Annotated in this window: 29 protein-coding genes and 1 pseudogene; 13 read left to right on the plus strand and 17 right to left on the minus strand. The window is 32.2% G+C overall.

Annotated features, from left to right (window positions below):
* Positions 1–102 precede the first annotated feature (102 nt).
* Positions 103–642: a hypothetical protein gene (locus tag GMC_RS0113480; RefSeq protein ID WP_238528010.1), complete on the minus strand. Its 540-nt coding sequence runs from the start codon at positions 640–642 to the stop codon at positions 103–105.
* Between the two features lie 168 nt (positions 643–810).
* Here GMC_RS0113480 and GMC_RS0113485 point away from each other — a divergent pair, with 168 nt between their 5' ends.
* The 3 genes from GMC_RS0113485 (at position 811) to trxA (ending at position 2,875) form a co-directional block, all read left to right on the plus strand.
* Positions 811–1,662, plus strand: a complete 852-nt coding sequence (locus GMC_RS0113485; RefSeq protein WP_010522644.1) for a helix-turn-helix transcriptional regulator — start codon at positions 811–813, stop codon at positions 1,660–1,662.
* Between the two features lie 77 nt (positions 1,663–1,739).
* Complete coding sequence (locus GMC_RS0113490) at positions 1,740–2,465, plus strand: isochorismatase family protein (RefSeq protein ID WP_010522645.1); 726 nt, start codon at positions 1,740–1,742, stop codon at positions 2,463–2,465.
* A 95-nt stretch (positions 2,466–2,560) separates the two neighbouring features.
* Positions 2,561–2,875, plus strand: coding sequence for a thioredoxin (gene trxA / locus GMC_RS0113495; RefSeq protein WP_010522646.1), 315 nt, complete (start codon positions 2,561–2,563; stop codon positions 2,873–2,875).
* A gap of 51 nt (positions 2,876–2,926) precedes the next feature.
* Here the strand turns inward: trxA and GMC_RS0113500 are convergent, their stop codons facing one another.
* The 7 genes from GMC_RS0113500 to GMC_RS0113530 all read right to left on the minus strand — a co-directional run bounded on the left by GMC_RS0113500 (position 2,927) and on the right by GMC_RS0113530 (position 7,555).
* The gene (locus GMC_RS0113500) at positions 2,927–3,967 is read right to left on the minus strand and encodes a M14 family zinc carboxypeptidase (RefSeq protein WP_010522647.1); all 1,041 of its coding nucleotides are present in this window, start codon (positions 3,965–3,967) and stop codon (positions 2,927–2,929) included.
* Positions 3,968–4,300 (minus strand): avidin-fold protein, encoded by a 333-nt coding sequence (locus GMC_RS0113505; protein ID WP_010522648.1) that lies wholly within the window; start codon positions 4,298–4,300, stop codon positions 3,968–3,970.
* 127 nt (positions 4,301–4,427) lie between these two features.
* Positions 4,428–4,955, minus strand: coding sequence for a peptide deformylase (gene def / locus GMC_RS0113510; protein WP_010522649.1), 528 nt, complete (start codon positions 4,953–4,955; stop codon positions 4,428–4,430).
* A 40-nt stretch (positions 4,956–4,995) separates the two neighbouring features.
* Entirely contained in the window at positions 4,996–5,499 is a 504-nt protein-coding gene (locus tag GMC_RS0113515; protein WP_010522650.1) for a DinB family protein, read from the minus strand.
* 7 nt (positions 5,500–5,506) lie between these two features.
* The gene (locus GMC_RS0113520; protein WP_010522651.1) at positions 5,507–6,082 is read right to left on the minus strand and encodes a DUF2911 domain-containing protein; all 576 of its coding nucleotides are present in this window, start codon (positions 6,080–6,082) and stop codon (positions 5,507–5,509) included.
* A 3-nt stretch (positions 6,083–6,085) separates the two neighbouring features.
* The gene (locus GMC_RS0113525; protein WP_010522652.1) at positions 6,086–6,871 is read right to left on the minus strand and encodes a DUF6503 family protein; all 786 of its coding nucleotides are present in this window, start codon (positions 6,869–6,871) and stop codon (positions 6,086–6,088) included.
* 18 nt (positions 6,872–6,889) lie between these two features.
* On the minus strand, positions 6,890–7,555 hold the full coding sequence (locus tag GMC_RS0113530; RefSeq protein WP_010522653.1) for a VOC family protein: 666 nt from the start codon (positions 7,553–7,555) through the stop codon (positions 6,890–6,892).
* A 295-nt stretch (positions 7,556–7,850) separates the two neighbouring features.
* Here GMC_RS0113530 and GMC_RS0113535 point away from each other — a divergent pair, with 295 nt between their 5' ends.
* From GMC_RS0113535 to GMC_RS0113545, 3 genes are all read left to right on the plus strand, one after another.
* On the plus strand, positions 7,851–8,600 hold the full coding sequence (locus GMC_RS0113535; protein WP_010522654.1) for an SDR family NAD(P)-dependent oxidoreductase: 750 nt from the start codon (positions 7,851–7,853) through the stop codon (positions 8,598–8,600).
* A gap of 450 nt (positions 8,601–9,050) precedes the next feature.
* Positions 9,051–10,094, plus strand: coding sequence for a flavin monoamine oxidase family protein (locus GMC_RS0113540; RefSeq protein WP_010522655.1), 1,044 nt, complete (start codon positions 9,051–9,053; stop codon positions 10,092–10,094).
* 104 nt (positions 10,095–10,198) lie between these two features.
* Positions 10,199–11,083 carry a helix-turn-helix domain-containing protein gene (locus tag GMC_RS0113545; protein ID WP_010522656.1) on the plus strand — a complete coding sequence of 295 codons (885 nt, stop codon included), beginning with the start codon at positions 10,199–10,201 and terminating at the stop codon, positions 11,081–11,083.
* Positions 11,084–11,306: 223 nt separating this feature from the next.
* On the opposite strand, the gene GMC_RS0113550 is transcribed toward GMC_RS0113545, so the two are convergent.
* Positions 11,307–11,909 carry a hypothetical protein gene (locus tag GMC_RS0113550; RefSeq protein WP_010522657.1) on the minus strand — a complete coding sequence of 201 codons (603 nt, stop codon included), beginning with the start codon at positions 11,907–11,909 and terminating at the stop codon, positions 11,307–11,309.
* 359 nt (positions 11,910–12,268) lie between these two features.
* Between GMC_RS0113550 and GMC_RS23025 the strand changes: the two genes are divergently transcribed.
* Positions 12,269–12,436, plus strand: coding sequence for a transposase (locus GMC_RS23025; RefSeq protein WP_369073181.1), 168 nt, complete (start codon positions 12,269–12,271; stop codon positions 12,434–12,436).
* Positions 12,437–12,803: 367 nt separating this feature from the next.
* On the opposite strand, the pseudogene GMC_RS21350 reads toward GMC_RS23025, so the two are convergent.
* Positions 12,804–13,771 (minus strand): annotated as a pseudogene (locus GMC_RS21350) (transposase); the annotation flags it as partial.
* Between the two features lie 620 nt (positions 13,772–14,391).
* Here GMC_RS21350 and GMC_RS0113565 point away from each other — a divergent pair.
* A complete protein-coding gene (locus tag GMC_RS0113565; RefSeq protein WP_010522658.1) occupies positions 14,392–14,976 on the plus strand; it encodes a biliverdin-producing heme oxygenase in 585 nt (194 codons plus the stop codon).
* On the opposite strand, the gene GMC_RS0113570 is transcribed toward GMC_RS0113565, so the two are convergent.
* Together GMC_RS0113570 and GMC_RS0113575 are read right to left on the minus strand one after the other, a co-directional pair.
* Positions 14,948–17,203: an ATP-binding protein gene (locus tag GMC_RS0113570; RefSeq protein ID WP_010522659.1), complete on the minus strand. Its 2,256-nt coding sequence runs from the start codon at positions 17,201–17,203 to the stop codon at positions 14,948–14,950. The genes GMC_RS0113565 and GMC_RS0113570 overlap by 29 nt on opposite strands.
* 20 nt (positions 17,204–17,223) lie before the next feature.
* Entirely contained in the window at positions 17,224–17,676 is a 453-nt protein-coding gene (locus GMC_RS0113575; RefSeq protein ID WP_010522660.1) for a response regulator, read from the minus strand.
* A gap of 461 nt (positions 17,677–18,137) precedes the next feature.
* Here GMC_RS0113575 and GMC_RS0113580 point away from each other — a divergent pair, with 461 nt between their 5' ends.
* Both GMC_RS0113580 and GMC_RS0113585 read left to right on the plus strand, forming a co-directional pair.
* Complete coding sequence (locus tag GMC_RS0113580; protein WP_010522661.1) at positions 18,138–18,596, plus strand: SMI1/KNR4 family protein; 459 nt, start codon at positions 18,138–18,140, stop codon at positions 18,594–18,596.
* Positions 18,597–19,236: 640 nt separating this feature from the next.
* Positions 19,237–19,674: a hypothetical protein gene (locus tag GMC_RS0113585; protein ID WP_238528012.1), complete on the plus strand. Its 438-nt coding sequence runs from the start codon at positions 19,237–19,239 to the stop codon at positions 19,672–19,674.
* Between the two features lie 240 nt (positions 19,675–19,914).
* Here the strand turns inward: GMC_RS0113585 and GMC_RS0113590 are convergent, their stop codons facing one another.
* Positions 19,915–20,805: a LysR family transcriptional regulator gene (locus GMC_RS0113590; RefSeq protein ID WP_010522663.1), complete on the minus strand. Its 891-nt coding sequence runs from the start codon at positions 20,803–20,805 to the stop codon at positions 19,915–19,917.
* A 132-nt stretch (positions 20,806–20,937) separates the two neighbouring features.
* Here GMC_RS0113590 and GMC_RS0113595 point away from each other — a divergent pair, with 132 nt between their 5' ends.
* The gene (locus GMC_RS0113595) at positions 20,938–21,330 is read left to right on the plus strand and encodes a rhodanese-like domain-containing protein (protein WP_029489794.1); all 393 of its coding nucleotides are present in this window, start codon (positions 20,938–20,940) and stop codon (positions 21,328–21,330) included.
* 11 nt (positions 21,331–21,341) lie between these two features.
* Positions 21,342–21,782, plus strand: a complete 441-nt coding sequence (locus GMC_RS0113600) for a GNAT family N-acetyltransferase (protein WP_010522665.1) — start codon at positions 21,342–21,344, stop codon at positions 21,780–21,782.
* 93 nt (positions 21,783–21,875) lie between these two features.
* Here the strand turns inward: GMC_RS0113600 and GMC_RS0113605 are convergent, their stop codons facing one another.
* Together GMC_RS0113605 and GMC_RS0113610 are read right to left on the minus strand one after the other, a co-directional pair.
* Positions 21,876–22,385, minus strand: a complete 510-nt coding sequence (locus GMC_RS0113605; RefSeq protein WP_010522666.1) for an acyl-CoA thioesterase — start codon at positions 22,383–22,385, stop codon at positions 21,876–21,878.
* A gap of 77 nt (positions 22,386–22,462) precedes the next feature.
* Entirely contained in the window at positions 22,463–23,434 is a 972-nt protein-coding gene (locus GMC_RS0113610) for an HU domain-containing protein (protein ID WP_010522667.1), read from the minus strand.
* A gap of 333 nt (positions 23,435–23,767) precedes the next feature.
* On the opposite strand from GMC_RS0113610, the gene dprA reads away from it, so the two are divergent.
* Entirely contained in the window at positions 23,768–24,865 is a 1,098-nt protein-coding gene (gene dprA, locus GMC_RS0113615; protein ID WP_010522668.1) for a DNA-processing protein DprA, read from the plus strand.
* On the opposite strand, the gene GMC_RS0113620 is transcribed toward dprA, so the two are convergent.
* Both GMC_RS0113620 and GMC_RS0113625 read right to left on the minus strand, forming a co-directional pair.
* Complete coding sequence (locus GMC_RS0113620) at positions 24,862–25,854, minus strand: NAD(P)H-dependent glycerol-3-phosphate dehydrogenase (RefSeq protein WP_010522669.1); 993 nt, start codon at positions 25,852–25,854, stop codon at positions 24,862–24,864. The two genes, dprA and GMC_RS0113620, sit on opposite strands and share 4 nt — an antisense overlap.
* A gap of 377 nt (positions 25,855–26,231) precedes the next feature.
* Positions 26,232–26,813, minus strand: coding sequence for a helix-hairpin-helix domain-containing protein (locus tag GMC_RS0113625; protein ID WP_010522670.1), 582 nt, complete (start codon positions 26,811–26,813; stop codon positions 26,232–26,234).
* Positions 26,814–26,839 lie beyond the last annotated feature (26 nt).

Consider the following 26,839-nt stretch of genomic DNA (forward strand, 5'->3'; position numbering starts at 1 on the left):
ATTGTTTTTGCAGAATGAAATGTATGTATCATTGAAAATTTAGTTCGATAATTTTTTTAAAAAAGTTAATTTGAAGCTGTTAAAAATTATTTTCAAAAAAACCTATGCAATTAAAAGCTGTTGTTGGTGAGTCACATTGCGCTCTAACATCGTTAAGCTGGATCTCATTTCATCGATATGATTAACTAACCTGTGATATACCGCGCCTTCTGGATTTAATTCACTAATAATCTTTAAATAAAATCCAATAAAATCCTGTTCCGTCGCAATCAGTCGTAATAAATAGGCGTCAATATTTTTTGAATTTATTATAGGAACTACAAAGTTGAATTTAAAATCATTTGTTGCCAAAATGGCGGTGTTGGGATGTTCATTTTTTAAACGATCAACTTCGTAAATAGCAGCGTTCAAAAACCGTTTTTTTTGATTCTTTAAAAATAATAATGAAGGTGCAAGCTCTTTTAATTCATTATTTTGTGATAGCTTATTATAGTGAGCTATCATATTAGCGTTAATTTCCTTTACTTGAGATAGCCTTACTAAACAATTTTGTAGCACAGTCATACCGTTATTTTTGTTTAAATATAAGGTTAAAAAGATAAACAAAACAATTGTTGTAAAAAATTGATATAATATTAACATTGAAAATTTTATGCGATTTATAGGTTTTTTGTTGATCTGTCAATTATGTTAAGGCGATGCTTATTTGTAATCAGAATTTACTATAAATTAGCTAACTTTATATTGATATCATTAATAAATAGCATATTTGCTGAGTAGCAACTATTTGCAAAAATTTAAAGCAACAGAATGAAATTTCTAGGGAACATGCAAGAATATTTACAATTGGAAACTATCAATTCAGATACTTGCTATGTGTTAAAAGAAAAAGTTGAAAGTAGTTTAACTGTACTTTGGTTTATTGAGGATACAAATGAATTGATTGTTGACGGGAAACAACATATTTTTAACAAAAATCAAATTGTTTTTTTAACTGAATTTCACAGAGTTTCCGCCGTAAAAATAGATAAAATAAGGTTGTTACGTTTTAATAGGCCTTTTTATTGCGTACTAGACCATGATACTGAGGTAGGGTGCAAAGGGATATTGTTTTTTGGCGCTTCGCAATTACCAATTATTAATATACCCCCTAGTGAATTAGAAAAGTTTGAAATTTTATGGAATATGTTTTCTATAGAAATGAAATCTGACGATAGTTTACAAATTGAGATGCTGCAAATGATGTTAAAGCGTTACTTGATATTATGTGCCCGTGTGTATAAAACGCAAGCAAATTATTCAGATGTAATAGAAAACTCCGATATCGTTAGGGAATTTAATTTTTTAGTTGAAAAACACTTTAGATCAAAACATACTGTAAAAGAATACGCTGAATTACTTTTCAAATCTCCTAAAACACTTTCTAATTTATTTTTGAAAATGGGTTCAAAAACGCCTTTGCAATACATACAAGAAAGAAAAATGTTAGAAGCCAAAAGACTACTCTGTTATTCTGCTCTGCATATTAAAGAAATTGCTTTTGAAATTGGATTTGATGATATTCAATCATTTAGTAGGTTTTTTAAAAAGTATGAAGGTGTTTCTCCTTCGGAATTTAAAGAAGATAAGCTTCGGGAAAAATCGTTAACACAAAAGGAATAGCCAATATTAAGCTTACGTTACCTTAAGCGACCACTATATTATAAAACAAATCAAAGTTTAATTTAAATAATTTAGTGATGAAAAGAATAATAACAGGTTTAATAGCCATTGTGACTAGTGCGAACGTTTTTGCACAATTACCCGATCCTGGTTTTACAGTTGATTCGCGCACTGCAATAGTCATTACCGATCCACAAAATGATTTTTTAAGTCCACAGGGCGTAGCGTGGGGAGTAGTTGGGGAGAGTGTAACAAAAAATAATACAGTTGCCAATTTGGAGTCGCTTTTTAAAATAGCAAAACAAAAAGGGATGACTGTAATGGTATCTCCACATTATTACTATAAACACGACCATAATTGGAAAATTGAAGGAGCATTAGAGGCGTTGATGCATAAAATAAATATGTTTGATAGGTCTCACACATTAAAAACAGATGGTTTTGAAAATTCAGGAGCTGATTGGTTAGATCAATACAAAAAATACATTGAAGCCGATAATGTAATTGTTACAAATGCGCATAAAGTATACGGACCCGAGTCTAATGACTTGGCGTTACAATTGCGCAAACATGGTTACGATAATGTAATTTTGGCAGGTATGTCGGCAAACTTATGCACTGAATCGCACATGCGCGATTTGATAGAGTCAGGTTTTAAAGTGGCTGTAGTTTCCGATGCAACTGCAGGTGCAATTTTACCGAATATGAATGCGTATGAAGCAGCAGTTGTAAACTTCAAAATGATTGCAAGTCATGTATTTACAACTGATGAAATAGTAAAAGAAATTAAAACATCAAAATAAAAAAATTAGTTCTGATTTTAAATGACTTAAATGAAAAAACCATTTTAATGGAAATTTAATGTCGGAAATTGCAAAACCTTATCACTTAAATAATTATGAAAGTAATAGAAAACAATAAAGATTTTTCAGAAGTAATGAACCAAGACAAACCTGTAGTATTGGATTTTTATGCAGACTGGTGTGGTCCTTGTCAAACATTATTACCCGTAGTTGAAAAATTATCTGACGAATACGAAGGTAAAGTAGAAATCAGAAAAATTAATGTAGATCAAAACAGAGAACTTTCAGCACAATTTAAAATAAGAAGTATTCCAGCGCTATTTTTTATTAAAGATGCTAAAGTTGTAGATCAATTAACAGGGCTAGCACCCGAAGCACAATTAAGGGCTAAAATAGATGCCTTAGTATAACAAACTCTGAAAAAATTCGAACAGTAAAAAAGTCAATTGAAAATTAAATGTTCAATTGACTTTTTCTATGGTTTCAATTCCAGCGACAACGAGTTGCCACTGCAATCGCATTTGATCCTTCCAAGGCATTGCATTTACATTCATTTTTTTTGCTTGTTTGTTACACTGTTCGGCAGTTAATTCTTTAGCACGTATTTGTTGTTTCCATAATGTGAACTGCGTATTCCATTTTTGTAAAAAAGGATCGGGCCATGTGAGTTGGCGGGATTCTTCAGGGAATATAAACAAGGGCATTTCTGAAACCAAGGTTAAACAATCAGTACTTATACTGCGTATGGATTCCATAGAACTTGGGTGAAATTTTTCGGCTGTTTTTTTATCGTTCAATGCTAAAAAATGGTTTCTCATTTCAGTGCTATCAGGGCGGGTACAAAACCCTTTGCTAATGCGTTCAAAACCTTTTTCGCCAAAGCGATTCAGATCAAAAAGCTGATATCCTAAAGCTTTTGTTTTAAGGGTGCATTTATCCCTAAGTGCCTGGGTGCGATTGATCCATTTCTTATCAATTAAAAACCATGGTCCGTAAGTAGCGCTCATACCATGGAGTGAGACATGTAAATCAAATGAGGTATTGGCTTTTTTCCAAAAGTTGTAAATCGCTTCATTTTCGGGGCGTAATGCTTTTGCTTTATTTTCAATTGGGAAGCCAAATTCAATATCTTGACCAGGTAACTCCCTGGTCACATGAGTTAAATAATTGGCCAAATCTGCTTCAGTGTCCTGATAGGTATACCATTTTAAATTGCGTTTTTCACCATCGGGATTGGTATGCGGAATGATGTACCAAGTGTATTTTAACAATAATTCATGTTGCTCATTCAATAAACTTAAAAAATTAACTAGCTTTTTAAGTAATAACGGACCAATAGGTTCATCGGCATGGTTACCAGCAATCAGACTAATTTTTTTGGGGCCATTTCCAAAAATGAAGGCATCAATCTCAATAGCCTCCAAGGAAACTCCAATTGTTTTGCCCCCAAAATTCTCAAAAGGAGCTTCTAAAATGGTGGATATATAATTATAGAGTTTCATTCACACTACTTCAATAAGGGTAATTTCTCCTTTGGAAACAACATCGGTATTTACGGACTCATATTTTTCAAACAATTGAATACGACCATCTTTAAGCACGGTGGGTATGGATACGCATTTGCCTAATTTGAACTCTAATTTAGCATTCAAATGGTGGTAGTGCATGTGTAAAGTGCCTTCCGTATCAACAGTAGCTATTAAATTTCCTTTGGTTACTCCTCCACCTTCATATTTACCCCAAACGATGTTGTCTTTTTGGGAATATTTAAAATGAGTAACATCGTTACCGTTTCCAGCAACTTTAAATGTTTTGTTATTGTAATTTGTTTTCATGATTGCTGTATTTGTTTTAAAGTAAGCCTACCCAATGAATTAGGCAAACTTACTTTTTGAATGGAACTAGTAATTTTATGTAGAGTTAAATTAGGTTGCCAATCAATTTTTTTAATTTCATTAGCATTTACATCCAGTACTTTTCATACTCCTTTTGAAATGTCAGTGTTTCCATGGAATTCATTTTATCAATAAATAAAGTACCATCCAAATGATCCATTTCATGCTGAGCAACAATTGCAGCAAAACCAGTCATTTTTTTTTCAAAAGGAACGCCTTTACGATCTAGTCCTTTAAGTAAAATGTTTTTATGTCTTTTGAGTCTGCCTCGTAATGTTGGAATGGATAAACAACCTTCCCAGCTATCCACTAATTCGTTGTCTAAATATTCAATTTCAGGATTAATAACAACATTTAAAAGGAAGGATTCTTTATTTGGATAACGCGGATTGTTTTGCATTTCCATGATAAATATCCTTTTTAAACAAGCTACTTGCGGGGCAGCAATACCAGCACCATTCTGACTTCTCATAGTATGTATCAGGTCATCAATAAAATCCTGAAATTCAAAAGAATTGATTTCATTTTTGCTAATGATACCCGATTTTGATCGTAAGGTTGGGTGACCTAGTTTGATAACTTTAAGAATTGCCATTTGAATACAAGTATTAAGTGTTTAAAGGATTACTTCGCTATTAAGCAAATAAGTTTTCATCAGCTGAAGAAACATAACTTGCCGGAACACTAATATTATTCAATCGTAAATAAACGCCCATTTGTGCCCTGTGGTGAATGGTATGATTTATTATTAATTTTCGTAAAACAGCATATTTAGGGAGTGTAAAAAATGTGAAATCTTCTTTTTTCATTGTCCAATCCTTATGTAAATCCTCTTCGGTACTATTTTTAAAAGCTTGTAGCGCTACAGCTACATTGTTTTTATAGGTAGCCACTAAATCTTTAGCAGTTGTAATTTTTGCAGGTGGGGTATATTGCATCCAATCCAATTCTGAGCCACCAAAAATTCCAGCAACCCAACTAGGAATTTCACTCATATGATTTGCTAGTTGACGTACTGTTTTGGATTTTTCATGCGGCTTAAAATCAAAAATTTCGTCGGTTACTGCTTCAAATATCCGAATGGTGGTATCCATTTCATCCTTAAACTCCTGTAATATTATACTTTTTAATGTGGTCATTATTTTATTATTTAATTGTTATTGGAAATTCGGCAAAAGTATCATCCCAACCAATTTTTAAGTGTACGGTATTTTCAGCAGCTTTGTACAAAGCCATGGATAAGTATTCGATTATTGTTTTGCTTTTTTGAGTAGTAGCAGTAATGCTGGCAATATTTAATGAAGGGTCGTATCCGTAATTTCCCCAACCATCTAATAAGGTATTTATATGTAGTGTCCATTGATTTTGCTCAGGTATGGCAATCAATGAATAGCGACCCGCCTCAATAGTTGTGCCCCCAAAAACAACATCAGTCATAAAAATGACCTCAGTGGATTCATTGGCACCAATCCTCCAAGGTTCCTTAAATTTAAGGAGTTCACCAAAAATAGTCCTTCCTTTTTTTGAAGGTCTGGAGTAGGTCACCCTAATTTTAGGTTCAGCAGCTTTTTTCTTTTCATCCGTTTTTTCAAAGTTACGAATTGCGGCATTGGCAGGATAATAAGCTCTGTCCATAGGGCTTTTGTCAAGTTTAGCAAATTTTTGAGCGTTACCTTGGAAAAAGATCAATCCAATTGCTATAATCCATAGTGTTTTTTTCATAAATTAATTTTTTAAATGAGTTATATTTTCAGTTTCAATACGAGATAATTCTTTAAGTTTATTTTGTTCAAATAATGTGGGCAATTTTTGTAACGGAGTTCCAACAGGAGCCTTCCAATTGATATAATCCTGAAAAGTAATACCATCCACAACACTTCGATTATAAAAACTTCTGAATCGAACGCCACCTTTATTTACTTGATAATTGTAGGCTAAATAATCAATTTTATGTGTTTTTTTATTGATCCAGTAATAAAATTCATCATCATGATCTTTACCACCACCTTCTTTATTAAAAGTAACTTCAATAACGTCGTAATTTTCATTTTTAATAACAGTTTTTTCTATTAATTTTTTGTTAACTGAAGGGTCGTTAAGTTTGTAAGGCAATGTGGCAAAATAAATTACTGAGTTAAGTGCGCCAAAACCAGCATCAGTTTGTTTCTGATTCAATTCAATTTCTTGTTCGTTTACAAAACGCTTAAAGGAACCATTGGTAATGACATCAAGAATAGTAGTATTGTTTTTTTGATAGGTTACAGTGTAGGTATAATCACTTCCGTTATTGGTAAATCGGTATAATTTTTTCCTGAAGGTGAATGAATAATCTGCGGTGTGGTATAAATTTCCGCCATGCGCTTGAATTGTTTTTTCAATTATTTGATCAGCCTTGGTGATATCTTCCTGATTTTGGGTTAGCGCAATACTACTAGCGGTTGCTTCATTAGTATTTTTACAGGAAGTAGTTAGTAACGTAGCAAAGATGTAGGTAATTAATATTGATTTCATTGGTTTGTTTTTCTTGAATTATAAAGTTACAAGACCTTTGGGAGTATCAAGTATCATTTGTAAGCTTATTTTTTTGTCTTTTTTTATTTGTATTGAAAAGTCAAGCATTTCAAACAGGCGATCAAATTTTTTTGGGTTGGGATGTGTACCATAAAATTTTATGAGTTTACAATCCATTTGTGGTAATTGTAAACTTGGGTGTGTTTTACTCCCAGACCAATCGATTAAAAAGGGAAAGATTTCGACTTCAGGTTTAGGCAAAGGGAGTGTTAATTCCCACTTTAAAATATTTCCATTTGAGGTTTGCCTTAATCCGTTACTTATAATTCCCATTTTGCTATCGTATAGCTTTAAAATTTTGCTTTCTTTTTTTAGTGCTTTTGATTTTAATGCAAAACGCGTTATCTGATTCTTTTTTAATACGTCGACACCCATCCATCTCGGAGGTTTTATTGATGTGTTGGTGTTATCTATTGCCAGAATTTCCAAATAACATTCATCACTTAAATTGATCAATGCGTTTTTTGTCCCTTGATTTTTATGATACCCACCAAAAATGGGAGTGACACCTATTTTTTTTGTAAAAAACTGTATAGCAGCATCTAAATCAAAAACTGTATAAACTATATGATCAATACGATATTTAATAATAAAATTGTTCTTTGTGAAATTCAAAGGTAGCATGCCAGTGTTTCTACAAATAGTACATTTCAGAAAATAGATGGTATTTTAAGAAAAAATAAAAGTACAAGAGACTTTTTAGCTATTTTTATAGGTAATAACCGCAAATTAATTTACTTTTTTACGATTAAATTTTGTTGTTTCAAATATTGAAATAAAACTGACTTATTTCAAATAAATTATTTTGTTTTCCTAAAATCACCATTTATTATCGTTTTAGCACTATTGTAATTTGCATCATGATGATACTTTTGTGTAATAAATTAAAACAGTTTATATAACAAAAAAACATAGTATTATGAGTAAAAGAGCATTAATTATTGGGGGAAGTAGTGGTATCGGTCGTGCTACAGCAGAAAATTTATTGTCAGAAGGTGTTGAGGTACACGTAGTTGGTACTAACGAGGCAAAATTAAATGGATTTAAATCTGATGTTTCTGGTAATTTACACACGCACAAGGTAGATATCACCAACGCAGCTGAAGTTGATAAATTAAATGAGCAAGTAAACTCATGGGATAATTTAGATTACTTAGTAAATGCTTCTGGTATTTTTGGCCCAAAATCATTTTTAGATCACACGGTAGCTGATTATGATTCCTATCAAGACCTTAACAGAGGATTCTTTTTTATTACGCAAACGGCGGCAAAAAAAATGAAAGAAACTGAAGGGGGTTCTATTGTTAATGTAGGGTCAATGTGGGCAAAGCAAGCTGTAAAAGCTACGCCATCATCTGCTTATTCAATGCAAAAGGCAGGATTACACTCTTTAACACAGCACTTAGCTATGGAGCTCGCTGATCATAAAATTAGAGTTAATGCAGTTTCTCCAGCAGTAGTTGAAACTCCAGTTTACGAAAGTGTTTTTGGAGGAAAGCAAGAGGCGCATGATGCACTTCAGAATTTTCATGGTTTTCACCCAATTGGAAGAAATGGAAAAGCAAAAGATGTTGCAGATACCATTTCTTACCTATTATCAGATAAAGCAGGCTGGGTAACTGGTGCTATTTGGGATACTGATGGTGGTGTAATGTCAGGTAGGAACTAAAAATAGATCATTTTTGCTGTTGAGTTGCTTGCTTAGATTACACAATTTAATATTAGAAAGGATATTACTATTAATGTCATTTAATTGTTGGACGGTTTAGGAGTTTATTTCTAAAAGAAATTATTTTCAAATGTTATTTCTTTAATTCAAAATATAGCTTTAGCTAAGATTTTTTTGTTTTGAAGAATTTAAGTAAGCAAACCAATTTAGTTAAGTAATTTAATTTCAGAAGTAGAATTAATCGTCCAATAATTATTTTAATAAACAACATCTTTACGCATTAGATGTTTGTTTATATATTGGAATGCAAAAAAGTGAATATGTTTTATCCCAGTTCTAATGTTAAATTACTCAAATAAAAATTCGAAATTTTTTGTATAGACGATAAAGAAAACATAAATGTAGCTTTAGCTACGGTATTACTAATTGTTTGGATTAAGTTAATGAGGTATGATTAAAAAAAAATACGTTATTATTGGAGCAGGACTATCTGGTTTAACAACAGCTTATATGTTGCAAAAGCATGGGGAAACTGATTTTTTAATTTTAGAATCCAGAGATAGGTCGGGGGGGCGTATATATACTGAAAAAGGAATTGATTACGGCGCAACTTGGTTTCATAATCACCATGAAAATGTAAACGCACTACTTGATGAATTAGAAGTTAATAAATTTTATCAGTATAGCAAGGGGAAAAGTGTGTTGGTATACAACACAATGGCACCCGCTCATTATTTTGAAAATGATCCAAATTCACCATCGGCTTACAGAATAGCTGGCGGTTCAACGGCAATGATTGATAAATTAATCAGTAAAATTGGCAATGATAAAATTCAATTAAATACCACGGTAACAGAAATTAATAATCGCGAAGCTACTGTTGAGGTAGTTGCCGAAAAAGAGACTTACGTAGCTCAAAAAGTAGTAGTAACTATCCCACCACGTATTGCTACGCGTATTGATTTTACATCAGAAGAGTTACCAAAATCGGTTCGTAAATCAATGAAAGATACACATACTTGGATGAGTAATGCTATTAAAGTTGGATTGACATTTAAAACGCCTTTTTGGAGAAACAAAAATTTATCGGGCACTTTAATTGGGCAAGTTGGAGTAGTTACTGATTTATATGATCATAGTGATGTAGCTGATAAAACATTTTCATTAATGGGATTTGTTAATGAAGGAATGAGAGATGTAACCGCTGAAGAGCGTAAACAACGTATTTTAGAGCATTTGCAAAAATATTTAGGTGAAGAAGTATTAGACTATATCTCCTATCAAGAAAAAGATTGGTCAAAAGATAAAAACACATCATGCAACAAAATTAAATCGATTTATATGAGTCCGAGATATGGGAATCCGGATTTTGCTAAAACCTATTTTAATAGGAAACTTATTTTTTCAGGAGCCGAAACTTCACCAGTTCATGGTGGTTATATGGATGGAGCTATTTACAGTGGATTATTAACGGCAAAAAAAATGATTGATTAAATAGTGTGTTATTTGATTTTCTTTCGACATAATTAAAAGAATTATCAATATGGAAGTAATTTTAAAATTGTATTTTAAAATTACCGACAAACAACAGGTTTAATTTGAGAGACTTAAAAAATAAAATAGAAAAATATCACCTTCACAAAGCGCATCCCGAAAAGTTACAGTTTGAAGTATATGATTTAAATACTTACCGAAAGCGAAGTGGGGATATGGCAGCTGTAGCGCATTCTCATAGTTATTATCAAATTATTTGGTTTTTTGAAGCAGGAGGGGAGCATATTGTAGATTTTACAACTTACCCAATTGAAAAAAATACAGTGTTATTTATTTCCAAAGATCATATTCATGCATTTGATAAAAATTTGGAGGTAAACGGATACCTTATCCATTTCAATGAAAGTTTTTTTATGCATAGCGATGTTGATATTTTTTTAAAATATAATATTTTTAGTGCAGTAGAAAACCCATGTTATATCATTGATGATGACACGGCTGTTATTGCAAATTCTTACATTGATTTAATTAAAAAAGAACTTTCAACCAAAGGTGCGTTTGGTTATGAGGATAGCATTCGTTTTTCATTAAAATCACTACTTATAAATCTTGAGCGCGTTCATCGTAAAAGTGAAAATAATAATATTCAATTCAATAGCCATTACGAGCTTCAGTTTGCTAAATACAAAGAGTTGGTTGAAGAAAATTATCAAAAAGGCTTGTCCGTTAGCGACTATTCAGCGTTGCTAAATATATCATCAAAAACGTTGACAACAATAACTAAAAGTGTTGTTGGTAAATCGGCATCAGGGATTATATCAGAACGTATTATTTTAGAAGCTAAACGTTTGCTGAGATTCACAAGTTTACAAATTGGCGAGATTGCTTTTAGAATAGGTTTTGATGATGCCTCTTATTTTGTAAAATACTTTAAACGATTTGTGGGGTCGCCCCCTAAGATATATAGAGAAAAGTGGTATCAAAATTAAAAGATACTTGCTTTTATTTAAAATCCACTACACACACTTTTGTATACTTTTTTTTAAATTTGACCGTAGTGATGCTATGCTGACAATCAAGAAAACACTGGTATTTATTGGACATCATAACTTTGTAACGAAATTTTATTACATAAAGCAGGTTGATTTTTTTGGGTAAAATAAAAAATGGATTCCCCCTAAGGGCAATCCATTATATTTATTCAGTAGGTAATTATTTACCCCATTTTCCGCCTCCTAAAAAGAAACCTAGAGAAATCCCTAAATAACTATTTTTCGTTGAACCGATAGTTTCGTTATTGAAATCTTTTAAGTCAGATTCAGGTACGATGTTGTATTCTAGGCCAAGTCTAAATTTACCCCAGTCAAATCCAGCTCTAACCATACCTCCAAATTTACCACTTGCTTCTAATTCTTCTGAAGAAGTATCTGGGTCAGTATTAGAATCAAAACCAATATTTGCTATAGAGTAATATCCAACACCAGCCCCAACAAAAGGTGCGAATGATGAATTTCCTTTATTAAAATTATATTCGAAAGTACCTAAGTATGAGCCATTTCCTCCTATTTCGCCTTCAGCAGTTTCTTCAGATTCATTAACGTTTACTTCCTTAACAAGTAAAGCAGTACCAAATCTTAAACCTACACTCATATTATCAGCAATATTGTATTTAGGTTCAAGTGAAAGAGCTAGTCCGCCACCACCAGCTTGTGGAATGGCATAACCCAAATTAAAATCAACCCTAACTTTTCCTTTAGTCTGAGCTTGAATTAATAACCCTGTAAAAAAAAGGGATAACAATAAAAATTTTTTCATAATAGTTATTCTTTATAATTTTTAAAGCCACAAATATATTACACATAAACGTTAAAAAAAGCATTTTGTCTAATTATTTTTAATTTGTGGGTAAAATCTTTCCTGGTGTTAGCATAAATAAATTCGATTATTAGCTGTAAGCAAAGGAAAGCTTGTAAAAACTTAAGAAACTCATTTTTATGTATTTAATTTTTAAAAATGATCATTTTACAGATTTTTTTTGTTATAAGCAATGATTAAGGTGTGCTTTAACGTTAGATATTCGTGATAACCAATATATTATTAACGTTAAAGTAGTAGGATTTATGCTACTAAAAACAATGCCGTTAGCGATGGAAGGATTACGGGGTTAGATAAAGATAAAGAGTGGGTGGCTAAGTTTCCGAGTGAAGCATTACCGCAAGGAAGGTAAATTATTAACGTTAAATCTTCCAATAATAATATTTGTTAGTTGCTTTCAGTTACACATTTTACATAAAAGTTTTACTAGAATTCGCCATCATGGATCGCTTAGTAGTACTACATAGCGGAAGCACTTAATGAAGCTGTAGCAGGACAAACACCGTCATTGCCCAAATGTAAAAAAAAGACACTCTAAATATTATCACTTATTTTGGGGTATGAGATTTATTAAAGTACTGGTTAAACAAGCTAAAGATGACATTGACTTATTCAAAATCCTTTTATAGGAACTGGAGATCAATTATTCAAACTTAAAGGAAATGGCTCAAAATCAAATTTTAAAAGTATAAAATTTATAATTTAAGGCTTGTTGATTTTTGTTTAAGTCAAAAAATTAAAATTCGTTTGCTTAGCAAAAATCTTTTCAAAATATTTCCATGTGATTCTTATTTGAAGTACCATTAGCTTGATTGAGTAATGGATCGGTGACCTATTTACCAATAAATGATAAAAAAAAGCTAATTTCTTAGCTATTTTTAGTATTGATACCAAATTCATGACAAAAAAGATTGCACCAATCCAGCTTTCGGAGGTGTCACTTCTTTTAGCTTGAATATGGTTGAGACCATATGCGTTTTTACCTTGTCCAAATTTGCCTTCAATGAGATTTCTTTGTTTGCGTTCTTTTTTTTGTTTGCGTTTTTGATAGGCAGTTAGATTTTCTTTTGGTGGTCTTCCTAGAGGTTTACCTACAATTCTAATCCCTTTTTCTTTTTAAAGTTTTCGGATATTTGTATTGAGGTAGATGCGATCTGCTAGTAGCAGTTCGGGATAGTGTCCATAGGTTGCTTGTAAAATATATCTATAAGTCGCTCAGTCTCTTCTCTGCTTCTGTTCAATAGCTTGGCATCGGTAGGGAAGATGATCTTCTGATTGGCAACACTGGCATCTATTTTGAGTTTTCCTTTTTTAGATGGTGGATCACCTGATTTAGGGTTTTTATGTAAGTCTTCCTTGTCACTCTTTGAGACGAGTTGTTTGCTCTTTGACTTTAAGCTATCTGCTTTTTCGATGATCTGTGTATTCCATAAATCAAACTCAGAGGCTCCCATACGCTTAAGGATATCTACAAAAACGGTTGGATGAAAAGGTAATGCGGTTTGAAAACTCTTTAACCCGCAAAAATATTGAAGATAAATATTCTCACTTATAATAGCAACGGTACCTCGATCGTCTAATCCTAACTTGTGTTTTACAATAATTGCTCCGATGACCAAACGAACATCAATACTTTCCCTGCCAGAAGTGCTACTTAGCTGCTTACAATAAACTTAAGCCAGTTCATCCCATGGTATCAATGTTGCTAACTTTACCCATCTGTTATCTGGAGATAATTCTTGGTCAAATGGATGCTCGAATCCTTCTAAAGTCAGTTGATTGGCAGGGGTATATTTGATCATAAGTCCACAGTATTTAACAAGAAGATACGAAATCTAATGCGCTTATGCATACATTTTGGTTCATAAAATCACTCCGAAACCCTATAAATATTGAGGCTAAACCATTTTTTTAGAAAATCAGCAAGCCCTAAGTATTTAATTTTAAAAATGATCATTTTATAGGTGAATTTCGATATCAAAAAAATAATAGCAACTTGGTAGGTGTAAGAGACATCGATTTACTATAGAAATCATACTCCCATTTATTCAAATTAAGCTAATGCTTTAAAGTTGTTTTCAAGAGTTGGAAAACGACTTTTCTTTTAAACAAAATTCTTCAAATAGTACTGTCAATACGGGAATATGTACATCTTTCGATTTTTTAATTCTCTGACAGTATTATAAATACGGCTCTTACTTTTCCCAAGTTGTAATCGAAGTTGTTTTAAAGTGAAAGGTTTACTGTCAAAATGATATTGGATTGACATGGGATACCATTTGAATACTGGAGGTAATAACAAACTCCTATTTTGAAGATCAAGTTCTCTTTGTAGCATATGGATGGGATTTCAAATATTGAATTAAATTTTAAAACATTACAATATATTTATAACTTACACATATAAAATTTACGACATTGGATGACCATCTTTGACCATTTAAAATTAGCAACAAAAACACAACATCAGAGTGTTGAAAAAGTTTTAATAGGTGAACTAAAAAATTTACAGAATGCTAAAGATTATGCTAATCTTCTTCATCGGCTTTATGCTTTCTACGCACCAGTTGAAGCACAGTTACAAAATATAATAAATGAAAACTTTATGCCTGATATAAAGTTAAGGCAACATATGCACCGCATATTACAGGATTTATCGATTCTAGGTTATCCTATTAAACCAATAGATTGCAATGAAACATTGCAAATTACCACACCGTCTTATGGACTTGGTGTACTTTACGTTATTGAAGGTTCTACTTTGGGTGGGCAAATAATTTCAGCTATGTTAATCAAACAGTTAAATTTGAATGATGCTACGGCTATATCTTATTTTAGTTCCTATAAAGATCAGACACTACCAATGTGGAAGCAACTAAAATCAGAAGTATTGGCTTCGCAAGAAGAACTTAACGAACATCAGATCGTTTCTGGGGCAAAAGATACATTTGATATGTTAAGACAATGGCTGCTTAAATCTAAACCTTTGGAAAATATAACTTTATAGTAGCACCTTTATTTGGCTCACCTTCGGCACTTATAAGTCCGTGATGTTTTATCATAATTTTTTTGCAGAGGGCCAGCCCAATACCAGAACCTTTGTAATCTTCCTTATTATTTAAACGTGCGAAAATCTTGAAAATTTTTGCATTATAATCATTTTTAAATCCAATACCATTGTCCTTAATTTTGATAAGATGATAAGCATTTTGAGGGTTGAGTTCGTCCTTTTTAGTATCAGAGCTTATAACTATTTCTGGATTAACATCTGGTTTTTTAAACTTTAATGAATTGTAAATGGTATTTAAAAACAGTTGCTTGAGCAGAAATGATACGCCATTAATTTGAGGAAGTTTTTCAATAGTTAGCGTAGCATTGGCATCACTAAGCGTTTCTTTTAAATCATTTTTTACACCACCTAGCAAAATGGTTACATCTATATCTTCAAATTCTGCATCTCCTGAGGTAGTTTTGGTGTACTTTAAAATGTCGTTAATAAGTATTTGCATGCGTTCAGCAGAACTTTGCATACGCTCAATACGTTTCACGGTATCATCAGCTAAGCTAACCACATCTTTTTTAAGCAGTAACGTTGACGCCATCATACGAATTTTTCGAAGTGGTTCTTGCAAATCGTGGGTACTGATCCAGTTGATATTCTCTAATTCAGCGTTAGTTTCTTTTAGTACTTCACTTAGTTGTCGTTGTTTTTCTTTTTCTTCATTTATTATTATGGACCGAATATGATTTTGGAGAAAATAATAAAATTTACTGCTAGCTTCTAATTCTGACTGTAACCAAGGCATACTAGTATCCTTCACATTTTCTATAAATGTTGCAAAGGAAGTCCTAGGCGAAAGTCCGTTGGCATTTTTATTAATAGCTTTTTTAGGATCTCCGGCCCAATTAATAGAGGTTGTTGTAGGTAAACGATACCAAATTAAAAAATTGTTCTCATCTCCTAGTGAGTTGTAATTTATTCCTGGAAATTCTTGTGAAATAAGTTTAAAATCAGATGTAACACGACTAAGATTGGAAGTTTCGAATTTTGTGTTTTTACTGTAGTCAAGTAGAAAACTACCAAGCACCTTTATATCTCCACGGTCGGGTGTTATTCCACTTGTATAGACCTCACCATTTATAACTGCGGAAATACCGTCGCTATTACAAAGATTTAAACATGAAGTTTCATTAAATAGCTGATTGATGGAATTGCGGTCGTAGTTTAGATCTTTAGAGATTAAACGGTCTACATAAATATTTACATTTTCTGCAATTTTGTATTGTTCATTTAGAATCCTAACATCGATTTGCGATGTAATAAAATGACCGTGTAACTTAACTGTATTTTTGATAGACTCACTTAAATATTTTGGACTGTAGTGGTGGCAAGCGATTAATCCCCAAAGTTTTCCTTTATGAACAAGAGAAAGCGTCATCGTAGCACCCACGCCCATATTTTGAAGATATTGTATATGAATAGGGGAGACACTTCGTAAAATGGACATACTTAAGTCTAATTGCGCTATGGCACTTTGCTGATAGGTGTAAAGTTTAACAGGTTTGTAATGAACATCTCCAATGATCCGTAATAAATTTTTGATATAGAGTGCTCTTGCCTGAGGAGGGATATCCGTATGCGGATAATGCAAGCCTAGATAAGGCTCAAGATGTTCTTCTTTACTTTCTGCATAAACTTCACCATTGTAGTCGTCATCAAAACGATATACCATAACCCTATCGTATTTAGTGATGTTTTTTATTGCGGAGGCTACTTCATTACACAATTCTTTTAAGGTAGAGCTGTCTTTGATATAACTGAGAAGTTGCTTGGATGAATTGTAAAGTTCATGCTCTTTATTGAATTGAATATCGGTTGGTTCGCCTTCAATTATAATAGTGTTTGCACTACTATGCACACTTATAGCAAAGTGTACACCGCTAATGGAATGTTCAAATACAGTGACTGCTTCCGATGTAGACTTCTCCCTATTTAAAATTTGCTCCACTAGATCCTGGTCCAAAATATCATCAATAGATTTACCTAGTAATTCTTCATAACTTAAGTTTATAAATTCTTGCGTATTTTCACTACACAATGTAATGATATGAAGCTCAGAATCAACGGATATTAAAAATCCGTGAGGCTGTATTAGTCCAGGAATATGAATGGGTTCATCTTCGCAGTTTTCAAGATTTGAAATGCTATTATTTACAATATCTTTATATTTCATAGAGACGAAATGAGGCTGAATTAAATTGCTACTTTATTGAACAAAAAGGGATCTGGATTGTGTCGATAAGATTTCCAATTGAAAGAAACGGCCTTAGTAATGATATCAATTAAATCTGTAAAATTAGTTGGTTTAACAGCATAATAGTTGGCTCCCAGTTTCTTGCTTTTATAAATGTTGTTTTCATTAGCGCTAGTAGAATAGATAATGACTGGTGTACCTTTAATATCTGGGGCATTCCTGATATCCTGTAGTAGTTCAAATCCAGACTTTAAAGGCATGTTAAGATCTAGAAAAACTACAGAATTCTGTAATTTTTTTTTATCAATACTATCGAGAAGGTGTTCACCATTTTTTAGGAGGTGGAGCTTAACTTCAATTCTATTTTTAGCGGATAACGCTTCTACTGCTTCCTCAAAGAAAAACAAATCATCATCATCATCATCAGCATAGTAGATGGTAAATTCTTTCATAATAAACTATAGTAATACGTTTGATAAATACTAACAAGTAAAGATAGCTTTTTTCAGTTATGCATTAGAGGGAATTGAACAAATGTACACAATAAACTTTTTATGATCCATAAATCCAAAAATAGCACTCAGGCAAGTAGCTAATGCTATTGGAAACTTAAAAGACACACATCTTTCCGATTTATTCAGAAGACTAGCCTACAGAAAAGTAAGGCATTCTGTCGTAAGTGTAACTGCTAGAAAACCAGCAGTCATTATTTGGAATATGATTACTAAAAAAATGCAATATTAACAACCTAAATAATACTTATTCCTTGATCAAAAAAGAAAATTAAGGATAATGAAAAGAATTAAAACACAAATAGATAAATTTGACTTAAAACCTGAAGATTTAGTATTTTACAACAACCTAATAACCAGTAAATAAAATTGACGGTATTCAGAATAAAAAAAACGAAATAATGTGGTTTAAAAAAAATGTCATAGACATAAAACAAATAGAGAAAGTCGAACAAAAACTCAATATTCAATTACCGAGTTTTTTTGTAGACTTCTATATAAAAAAAGAAAAGTTAATTAGAAAATTTAAAAAACTATCTAATGACGAAGACTACATTACCTTGACAACAGACTTTAATTGGATGATTGAATTCAACCGAGATTTTCATAAACTTCCAAGAACAGAAGGGCTTTGTAAGAATAAAATTTGCATTGGAACTGATGGATGTGGTAATGATAGTTTCATTTCTTTAGACGGAAATGACTTCAGAGTTTTTAAAATAGACCATGAAATAGCCAATGATTTGATAGATAAAGAAAGTGGTGATTTCGTGTGGGAAGATGACAGAATGGGAACATATGATTCTTTAGAACATTATCTGGAAGAAGAAATAAAAATCTTAAAAGAATTTAGAAATTAAAACTGAGTACAGTCGAGTAGGTAAAGGGGAAAAACTATATTTACCATTCAAGGCACGCACGGTTTGTAAATTGCATCTGCCGCCATTTACATGCAAATGCAACACTTAAAGAGCGTTACGACCCATAAAATCAATTAACAACAAAATTTACCTAAAGGATCTTTTCATAAATGGTTTCTAAAAAAGTACCTTTCAAAGGTGGAATTTTTATAATTCTCTATGTAATTACAAGTGCAATTTCTAATGTATTTGTAAATCATTCTACAAGAACTGTTGACCCAATTTTGAGCTTGTTTTTCACTTCTATCTTTACCATAATATTTTTTTCCATTTTAAACTTTAAAAACTTAATAGAAATATTGTTCTAATTAAGGAAAACAAAAAGTCCATTTTATGGTTGAATATTCTTAATACAATAATATGGCTTGTAATTTTTTACAGCTTAAAATTTTTGAGTCCCTCTTTGTTTTCTTGTTTGTTTCTTGGTGCCATACCAATCAATATTTTCATAATTGAATTAATAAAATCCAAAAACTATAATAAAAGTAACTTCTACATTTCCTTTTTACTTTCATTTATGTTTATAGTAATGATTCTATTAGCTTCTCAGGATTTGAAAGAAAATAATTTTTCTATAATAATGAAATATGGAACTTTAGTAACTATTGTAGGTGGAATTGTAGGAGCTTTTATAATGAAAACATCTAAAAAATTAGCAGACAAAAGCCTGCCCGCTTCTTTGGTTGTTTCATTGAGATTTTATGGCTTGTTGATACTATCATTCCTTATGATTTTGTTTAGTAAAATTTCATTCAATATTCAATTAAATGTATTGGCTGAACTTTTAGCTTTAGCCTTATTATCAATGGCTTTCCCTTTATTCTTACTCCAAAAAGCTTTAAAATATCTAAACGCACTTTATGTTTCAATAATTATTACTGTAATACCTGTATTGACATATTTAATTCAATTAACAACTAGCTATTATGATTTTTCAATTTTTAAATTGATTTTAACAATAATTTTTTCTTTAACTCTTTTAAGTTTGACATATTTGAAAAAAAACAGTAAAACTTGAGATTCAGAATGGGCTACAACACATAAAAGCATTCGCCCTACTGGTAAACAAAAGATGAAAGCTTTGTCGACTGACCTGATGTTTAATCATGGGAAAGATCCAACATGTAAAGATTGGCTACAAATGGTTGTAGGCTTACATGACCAATAATATTTGGCTTAATTACAAACTTGGTGTTAGAGCATTTCGTAACCCTCTACATTTCTTATGCCCGCAATTAGCATCAAGCTAAAAAAAAATCTACACAATTGAAAATTCATCTGAAAAATTTGAAATAAAATCTTGAATATACTTTTTGGGCTCATCAGCAGAACGAATAACTAAAAAATGCTTCCTCTTTAGTCCGCTTTTCCCAACTTTTTTATATATCAATTCCTCTGGAAGTTTAAACGATTTTAATGCCCATTTTGGCATACATAGTATCCCAAAATTTGCCCCAATCATTTCTAAAGCAACTTCTGTAAGCGGAATAGCAGAAATTTTAGAAGGAACTATCTTATTTGGTTTTAGATAGTGTTCGTATACCGAAACAGTTTCTAATGGAAAAGAATGTATTATTAAGTGTACTTTTGCAAAATCACTTGCATTTAAAAATTCCAAATCACCTAATACATTTTCTTTATGCATAATTGCATAAATTTCATCTTCAAAAACTTCCATACTTGATAATAAGTTATTTTCAGGTTTTGAGGTTACAATAGCTATATCAATATCATTTGATAATAATTTTGAAATTGGTTGGTGTGTTGCTTCTAAAATTAATTCTAGATTAATTTCCGGATACAATAAGCCCATTTTTTGAATAAAAATTGGAAAGCCTTGATAAAATGAATAACATTCTGTACTAACTTTTATATTACCAATGGAACCTTTTCTTATTCTTTTAATAGTATCAAATCCTTTTTTTAAGCTATTTAATATTTCACAACCAAATTTATTGAGTTCTTTACCCTCTTCAGTTAATACCCATTTATTTCTAGTTCTAAGAAAAACTTTAAATCCTAATTGATCTTCTAAATCTTTTAACTGATGACTTAAAGCTGATTGAGTTAGAAATAATTTGTCAGATGAATTAGCAATACTACCTTCTTCAGCAATTGTTTTTATAAGTCTAAAGTACTTGATTTCCATAGCTTCAAAATTACAATAATATGATAAAGTTGAATATGAAATATTTTCATTTATAAATTAAAATCATTCAGTTTTAATACTATTTTTAAATAAACAATGTCTTTAGGTTTGCATCAACTTAAATTCAAAATTATGAACGAACAAATTAAATTTTACGAAAACAAATTAGCTTACGAAATGGATCCTTCTGATTTGTATGATGGTTTTGAAAATAGTACAGATTATATTGCACTTGATACACGACAAGCATTCGGATTTGATAAAGAACATATTCCAACTGCAATTAACATTCCACATAGAGAAATGGACGAAGAAACTACAAAGCATCTTGATAAATCAAAAATCTATGTCACTTATTGTGATGGAATTGGTTGTAACGCTTCAACAAAAGGTGCATTAAAAATGGCTAAATTGGGCTTTAAAGTAAAAGAACTTATGGGTGGGATTGAATGGTGGAAATTTGATGGCTATGCAACCAAAGGAACAAATGCCACCAAAGGTTCTATATTTGAATGTGCTTGCTAAATTAATAATTTATGACAATAAGAATTGCAGAAAAAAGAGACTTCGAGCCTATCAAAAAATTAATTAAAGCGCACGTCAAATTTGAAAAAGCGAGCGCTTTAAGCGATAGTAACATCAACCGATTAAGTAACTATATTTTCAATACTGATGTTGTAGAATGTTTGGTAGTTGAACTTAATAATGAAATTGTTGGTTATGCAACTTTTACGAAACAATTCTCAACTTGGGATGCAAATTATTATATCTATTTGGATTGTTTATTTTTAAATGAACAATCTAGAGGAAAAAGCATAGGAACACAAATTATGGATAATATAAAAGCTTACGCGAAATCAAACAATTGTCCTGTAATTCAATGGCAAACACCTGATTTTAATAAAAAAGCAATTGATTTTTATGAAAAATTAGGAGCTGAATCTAAAACTAAAGAAAGGTTCACTTGGAAAATCTAAATAAAAACAGTTGTTAACACCTAAAGCATTCGTATAGCCAATATATTTCTAGCCCCATACTGGAGTCTATTTAAAAATTTAGTTTTTATTACTTTAAAAGAACAACGCTTTTAATTCTGTAGCTTCATCGGCTTTCATTCTGCCAGCTAATACTAGGCTTAATTGTTTTCTGCGTAAAGCGGCCACAAAATTTTCTTTTTCTGTATCCGATTCAGGAATAATTTCTGGTACCGCTACAGGTCTTTTATTTTCGTCAACGGCTACAAAGGTGTAAATCCCTTGATTGGCATGTGTTATTGAGCCCGTTTTGGGATCTTCAACCATTACATCAATAACTACTTCCATGGAGGTTTTAAAAGCGCGCGAAACTTTTGCTGACACACTTACCACACTGTCCAAAGGTATGGCGTAATTAAATGATACGTGGTTTACTGAGGCTGTAACAACAACTTCATTGCAATGCCTACGTGCCGATATACTAGCTGCCCGATCCATCCGGGCTAATAATTCGCCACCAAACATGTGGTTTAAGGAGTTGGTCTCACTAGGCAATACAATATCAGTTAATAAGGTATAGGATGCGGAAGGGTGCTTTGGATTCATTGGATAAAAATAAATAACGCATTTATTTATTCAAACAAATGCGTTACAATATTGTGATAGCTTTAAGTAAAAGCACTTTATTTTTTTACCAATAACCAAGCACTACTGTTTTCGTGACGTTTAATAGCATTTAACGCATTTATAGCCTCGTTTTTACTGGTGTGACTGCTATAAATTACTTGGTGCAGCCCATATTTATTTTCACCAATATATTTTGGCGAAAACCCCTTGCGTTTTAATTGCTTAATTTTTTTATCCACATTTTCAAATTCTCTAAAGGCACCAGCAACAATATGATATTTTTGTAGCGGTGTTGTTTCGGCTTCAAAACTATCCTCGGCAAACTGTTTTACTTTAACTGAAATACCAGGTAATGGGTTGGGAATATCCAAAACAAATGAGGCGCTTTGTATTTCTTGCTCAACCAAAGCCTCGGCCTTTATAGCTTCAACAACATTGTGTTGAACAACATGATTTTTATATGCGTTAATTCCAACACCACTCAGGAAAAGCGCAACAGCTGCTGCAGCTGCGTATTTAACAAATTTTGAACTTTTGCGTTTTTCGGGTGTAAAGGCTATTGGAGCTTTTTCTTCTAAAGCCTGAACTTCCTCCTTTAACGTTTCGCGTAAAATACTGCTGGACATTAAGGTACTTAAGCCAAAAGCTTCAGGTAAGTAATTTGAAGTATGTAAAGGTTCAAAAATCAAATTATTTTCAAAATTTACATTAAAAAAACCAATATCTGAAAAGGTTACCCTTCCTTTATTTTCTAATTCAGTTTTAACTTGTAAAACAAAAGTTTTAATTTTTTCTAAAGCCTTGTCATAAGTTACTTGCTCATTACTGACGATATAGTTAGCCAACAAGCCGTCGTTATTTGTAATTTGCTGATTAAACGAAAGCTGCTTTTGCGGAGGATACATTAAGTGAGTATCTTCGGAAAAATGTGCGGCAATTCTCTTGGTCAAAAAAGCGCCAAAATCAGGAACAATTACGCAATCGTAACGGTATAATAAATCGCAAATGTAATTTGTTATTGTCATCATAACAAAAGTATAAAAGAACTGTATTTTAAAAAACTCTTTATCCAATACTTATTAACAAGATTTGCATTTTTGTAGTATATTGCTATTTATCAGTAAATTTTTTTTAAGTTTTTTTCGCTTAGGCTAGAAGTACTACACGGTGATAGCAAAATTTTTCAAATAAAGAAGGTAATTTTTTCTACTTAGAATGAAACCGAAGTACAGTTATATATGTAAAGTTGTGAATTGGCATGAGGGAAAAAAACATTTAAAATGAGTAATTCAACATTAAAGCTGCTATTAGGCTAATGGTAAATTTTAAAAAATTGTTTCAATATTTTTTTGCATTAAATTATGACTGAACTTGACGCCTTACTTTGTTTACAGCACGTGCCAAATTTGGGCGATGCCTCTATAAAAAAGCTGATTCAGACGGTAGGAAGCGCCATTGGTGTTTTGAAGGAAAAAAAATCCAACCTGTTAAAAATTGATGGAATAGGTCAGGCAAAAGTAACATCTATACATGATGAGGGACACTTAAAAGCAGCGGAAAAAGAACGTGTTTTCATCCATAAAAACAATATCCAAGCAATCACCTATCGGGATAAGGATTACCCTGTACATTTATCGCAATGTATTGATGGCCCTGTGGTTTTGTTTGGTTCAGGAGCGATAAAACTTAAAGATCAACTTGTTTTAAGTGTGGTAGGAACGCGTAAAATAACCCGTTACGGAGCGCAATTTTGTGAGGAATTAATAGCTGAATTAGCCATGTTCAACCCAGTAATTGTTTCAGGTTTTGCTTATGGTGTGGATATTACTGCCCATAAAGCAGCATTAGAAAATAAATTACAAACAGTAGCGTGTTTAGCGCATGGGTTAAATCAAATATATCCCAAAACTCATAAACAATATATGGCTGCCATGGAGGCAAACGGAGGTTTTTTTACTGACTTTTGGAGTACAGATGCTTTTAACCCACAAAACTTTTTAAGGAGAAATCGAATTATAGCAGGATTATCAAAAGCAACCATAGTTATCGAAAGTGCGGATAAAGGGGGGTCACTAGTGACCGCTCAAATCGCCAATTCTTATTTTAGAGATGTATTTGCTGTACCTGGTAAAACCACTGACCCTTACAGTAAAGGCTGTAACATGCTGATCAAAACCCAGCAGGCGCATATGCTTACCAGTGTAGCAGATTTGGTGTATATTTTAAATTTAAAAAAGGAAACGTTAAAAAAAGCGCCCGTACAAAAGGAATTGTTTATTCAGTTAAACACCAATGAACAACGGGTGTATGATTTTTTAAAAAAGGAAGGCAGGCAAGATTTGGATAATATTGCCTTGCATTGCAACTTGCCCACCTATCAATTGGCAGGAATGCTTTTAACCTTGGAACTAAAAGGAATATTAAGCCCCTTACCTGGAAAGATGTTTGAGCTCATTTAATCCAACCTTTCCGTTAATTTGTTGAATATCCTTTTAGGGTTTTTATTTTCGTAAAGGATTTCGTAAACAGCGTTTATAATTGGAGTGCGCGTATCGTTTTTATTTAACTTGTAGGCACTTTTAGTAGCATAGTACCCTTCGGCAACCATGTTCATTTCCATCATGGCACTTTTTACGGTATACCCTTTCCCAATCATATTACCAAACATGCGGTTGCGCGAAAAAATGGAATACCCTGTAACTAACAAATCACCTAAATAAGCCGAATTATTTATATTTCGCTTCATTTTATGACGCTTTTTAATAAAGCGCTTCATTTCGCGAATAGCATTACTCATTAAAACACTTTGAAAATTATCGCCATACCCTAAACCGTGTGCTATACCAGCTGCAATGGAGTATATATTTTTTAATACAGCAGCGTATTCTGTTCCAATAATATCATCGCTAGTAGTGCATTTTATGTAGTCACTTTTCAAATGAGCTGCAACCACACAGGCTTTATCTTTATCGCTACACGCTATGGTTAAATAAGATAATTTTTCAAGCGCAACTTCCTCTGCATGGCAAGGACCTGTAATAACACCAATGTTTTCAAACGGAATTTTGTAAAAATCATGAAAGTGTTCACCTACAATAAGACTGGTTTCAGGTACTATTCCTTTAATTGCCGAAAAAATTACTTTATCGGTAATAGCTACCCTCAATTTTTGTAATTCGCTATGCAAAAAAGCAGATGGAATAGCAAAAATAATATAATCCGCCTTTTCAATAACGGTATTAATATCGGAACTAATATTAAGTTTTTCTGAATGTAACTCAACAGAACTTAGGTAATTAGGGTTGTGGTCGTGGTTATTTATATGATCAATCGCTTCTTCATTACGCATATACCAACTTAGAGTGGTTACATTTTCGCAAAGCATTTTTACAATAGCCGTTGCCCAGCTACCTCCGCCAATAACGGCGAAATGAATAGTATTGTTCATAGTTAATAATTACGCTGCAAAAATATGTAATTCTATACAAAAGAAAAGAATCGCTAAGGTTACATTTTTAACGACTTAATTTCAGTTCAGTAGTGTTTATTTTAATTGAATGATAGTTTAAGTCATATTTTGAAGCCCTAATCAGTCGTTTTCGTACATCTTGTCATATGCAAATTGGCGTTTGGCACACTCTTTGATTTAAGTAAGATGTTAGTTTATTTTTAGTTAGTTATATTGTTGTATTAAATGCCGCTTTGTTCAGATAAAGCGGCATTTTTTGTGATGCTAATCAATTTTGTAAATTACAAAATCAGTTGCAAAAAGGGCTTTCGACTAATTTTGAAAGCCCAATTATATATAGTATTTTCTATGTATACTTAACGCTCTTTACCTCCATCCAAATAATCTTGGAGCTCTTTAAGTTCCTGCCACTTTCCTTCAAATGCCAAGCCAGCTTGTTTAGGCCAAGTAGTAGGTTTATGAATTTCAAAGCGTTTTCCTCCTATATTTAAAATTTCTTGACAACGTTCTACACTAGTTTTACTTAATTGATACCAAGTAGTTACGCCGTTTTCATTAAAAAGATCGGAAATTTTTGGACCGATACCTTCAACAACCTTCAGATCATCGGCAATTACTTTTTTACCGAAAATAGATTTTGCTAAAGCAGCATCAAAACTCAGGTTAGGCTCCACTTCAATTTCGCTAGTCTCCAAGCTATGTGCTGCAAAACTACTTGTGGTGGTATTTGCAATAGGTTGGTTTGATTGTAATGAAATGGCTTTTTCTTTATCGGACAAACAAGCTTGTAATTCCGCTTCTAATTTTCTGTTTTTATCCCTAAGTCTTTCAATTTCTTTTAAATCGTCATCGCAGTTACAAGTTAAATGGCGCAATAGCCACCCTAATAAAGCGCCAACTAATGCAGCAATTATTGGAATGATTATACATGGATTCATATGTCTATATTTTTAAATTTGTTAAT

The organism is Aquimarina agarivorans (assembly GCF_000218485.1).
Lineage (GTDB): Bacteria > Bacteroidota > Bacteroidia > Flavobacteriales > Flavobacteriaceae > Aquimarina > Aquimarina agarivorans.

What these genes read in the sequence shown, in the direction of transcription:
- GMC_RS0113580 (WP_010522661.1), top strand. Translation starts at nt 18,138, where the DNA reads ATGTGGTTTAAAAAAAATGTCATAGACATAAAACAAATAGAGAAAGTC.
- GMC_RS0113530 (WP_010522653.1), bottom strand. Translation starts at nt 7,555, where the DNA reads ATGCTACCTTTGAATTTCACAAAGAACAATTTTATTATTAAATATCGT.
- GMC_RS0113625 (WP_010522670.1), bottom strand. Translation starts at nt 26,813, where the DNA reads ATGAATCCATGTATAATCATTCCAATAATTGCTGCATTAGTTGGCGCT.
- trxA (WP_010522646.1), top strand. Translation starts at nt 2,561, where the DNA reads ATGAAAGTAATAGAAAACAATAAAGATTTTTCAGAAGTAATGAACCAA.
- GMC_RS0113605 (WP_010522666.1), bottom strand. Translation starts at nt 22,385, where the DNA reads ATGAATCCAAAGCACCCTTCCGCATCCTATACCTTATTAACTGATATT.
- GMC_RS0113505 (WP_010522648.1), bottom strand. Translation starts at nt 4,300, where the DNA reads ATGAAAACAAATTACAATAACAAAACATTTAAAGTTGCTGGAAACGGT.
- GMC_RS0113610 (WP_010522667.1), bottom strand. Translation starts at nt 23,434, where the DNA reads ATGATGACAATAACAAATTACATTTGCGATTTATTATACCGTTACGAT.
- GMC_RS0113565 (WP_010522658.1), top strand. Translation starts at nt 14,392, where the DNA reads ATGACCATCTTTGACCATTTAAAATTAGCAACAAAAACACAACATCAG.
- GMC_RS0113570 (WP_010522659.1), bottom strand. Translation starts at nt 17,203, where the DNA reads ATGAAATATAAAGATATTGTAAATAATAGCATTTCAAATCTTGAAAAC.
- dprA (WP_010522668.1), top strand. Translation starts at nt 23,768, where the DNA reads ATGACTGAACTTGACGCCTTACTTTGTTTACAGCACGTGCCAAATTTG.
- GMC_RS0113600 (WP_010522665.1), top strand. Translation starts at nt 21,342, where the DNA reads ATGACAATAAGAATTGCAGAAAAAAGAGACTTCGAGCCTATCAAAAAA.
- GMC_RS0113500 (WP_010522647.1), bottom strand. Translation starts at nt 3,967, where the DNA reads ATGAAACTCTATAATTATATATCCACCATTTTAGAAGCTCCTTTTGAG.
- GMC_RS0113595 (WP_029489794.1), top strand. Translation starts at nt 20,938, where the DNA reads ATGAACGAACAAATTAAATTTTACGAAAACAAATTAGCTTACGAAATG.
- GMC_RS0113525 (WP_010522652.1), bottom strand. Translation starts at nt 6,871, where the DNA reads ATGAAATCAATATTAATTACCTACATCTTTGCTACGTTACTAACTACT.
- GMC_RS0113575 (WP_010522660.1), bottom strand. Translation starts at nt 17,676, where the DNA reads ATGAAAGAATTTACCATCTACTATGCTGATGATGATGATGATGATTTG.
- GMC_RS0113620 (WP_010522669.1), bottom strand. Translation starts at nt 25,854, where the DNA reads ATGAACAATACTATTCATTTCGCCGTTATTGGCGGAGGTAGCTGGGCA.
- GMC_RS0113490 (WP_010522645.1), top strand. Translation starts at nt 1,740, where the DNA reads ATGAAAAGAATAATAACAGGTTTAATAGCCATTGTGACTAGTGCGAAC.
- def (WP_010522649.1), bottom strand. Translation starts at nt 4,955, where the DNA reads ATGGCAATTCTTAAAGTTATCAAACTAGGTCACCCAACCTTACGATCA.
- GMC_RS0113535 (WP_010522654.1), top strand. Translation starts at nt 7,851, where the DNA reads ATGAGTAAAAGAGCATTAATTATTGGGGGAAGTAGTGGTATCGGTCGT.
- GMC_RS0113550 (WP_010522657.1), bottom strand. Translation starts at nt 11,909, where the DNA reads ATGAAAAAATTTTTATTGTTATCCCTTTTTTTTACAGGGTTATTAATT.
- GMC_RS0113590 (WP_010522663.1), bottom strand. Translation starts at nt 20,805, where the DNA reads ATGGAAATCAAGTACTTTAGACTTATAAAAACAATTGCTGAAGAAGGT.
- GMC_RS0113540 (WP_010522655.1), top strand. Translation starts at nt 9,051, where the DNA reads ATGATTAAAAAAAAATACGTTATTATTGGAGCAGGACTATCTGGTTTA.
- GMC_RS0113480 (WP_238528010.1), bottom strand. Translation starts at nt 642, where the DNA reads ATGTTAATATTATATCAATTTTTTACAACAATTGTTTTGTTTATCTTT.
- GMC_RS0113520 (WP_010522651.1), bottom strand. Translation starts at nt 6,082, where the DNA reads ATGAAAAAAACACTATGGATTATAGCAATTGGATTGATCTTTTTCCAA.
- GMC_RS0113515 (WP_010522650.1), bottom strand. Translation starts at nt 5,499, where the DNA reads ATGACCACATTAAAAAGTATAATATTACAGGAGTTTAAGGATGAAATG.
- GMC_RS0113485 (WP_010522644.1), top strand. Translation starts at nt 811, where the DNA reads ATGAAATTTCTAGGGAACATGCAAGAATATTTACAATTGGAAACTATC.
- GMC_RS0113585 (WP_238528012.1), top strand. Translation starts at nt 19,237, where the DNA reads ATGAAATATGGAACTTTAGTAACTATTGTAGGTGGAATTGTAGGAGCT.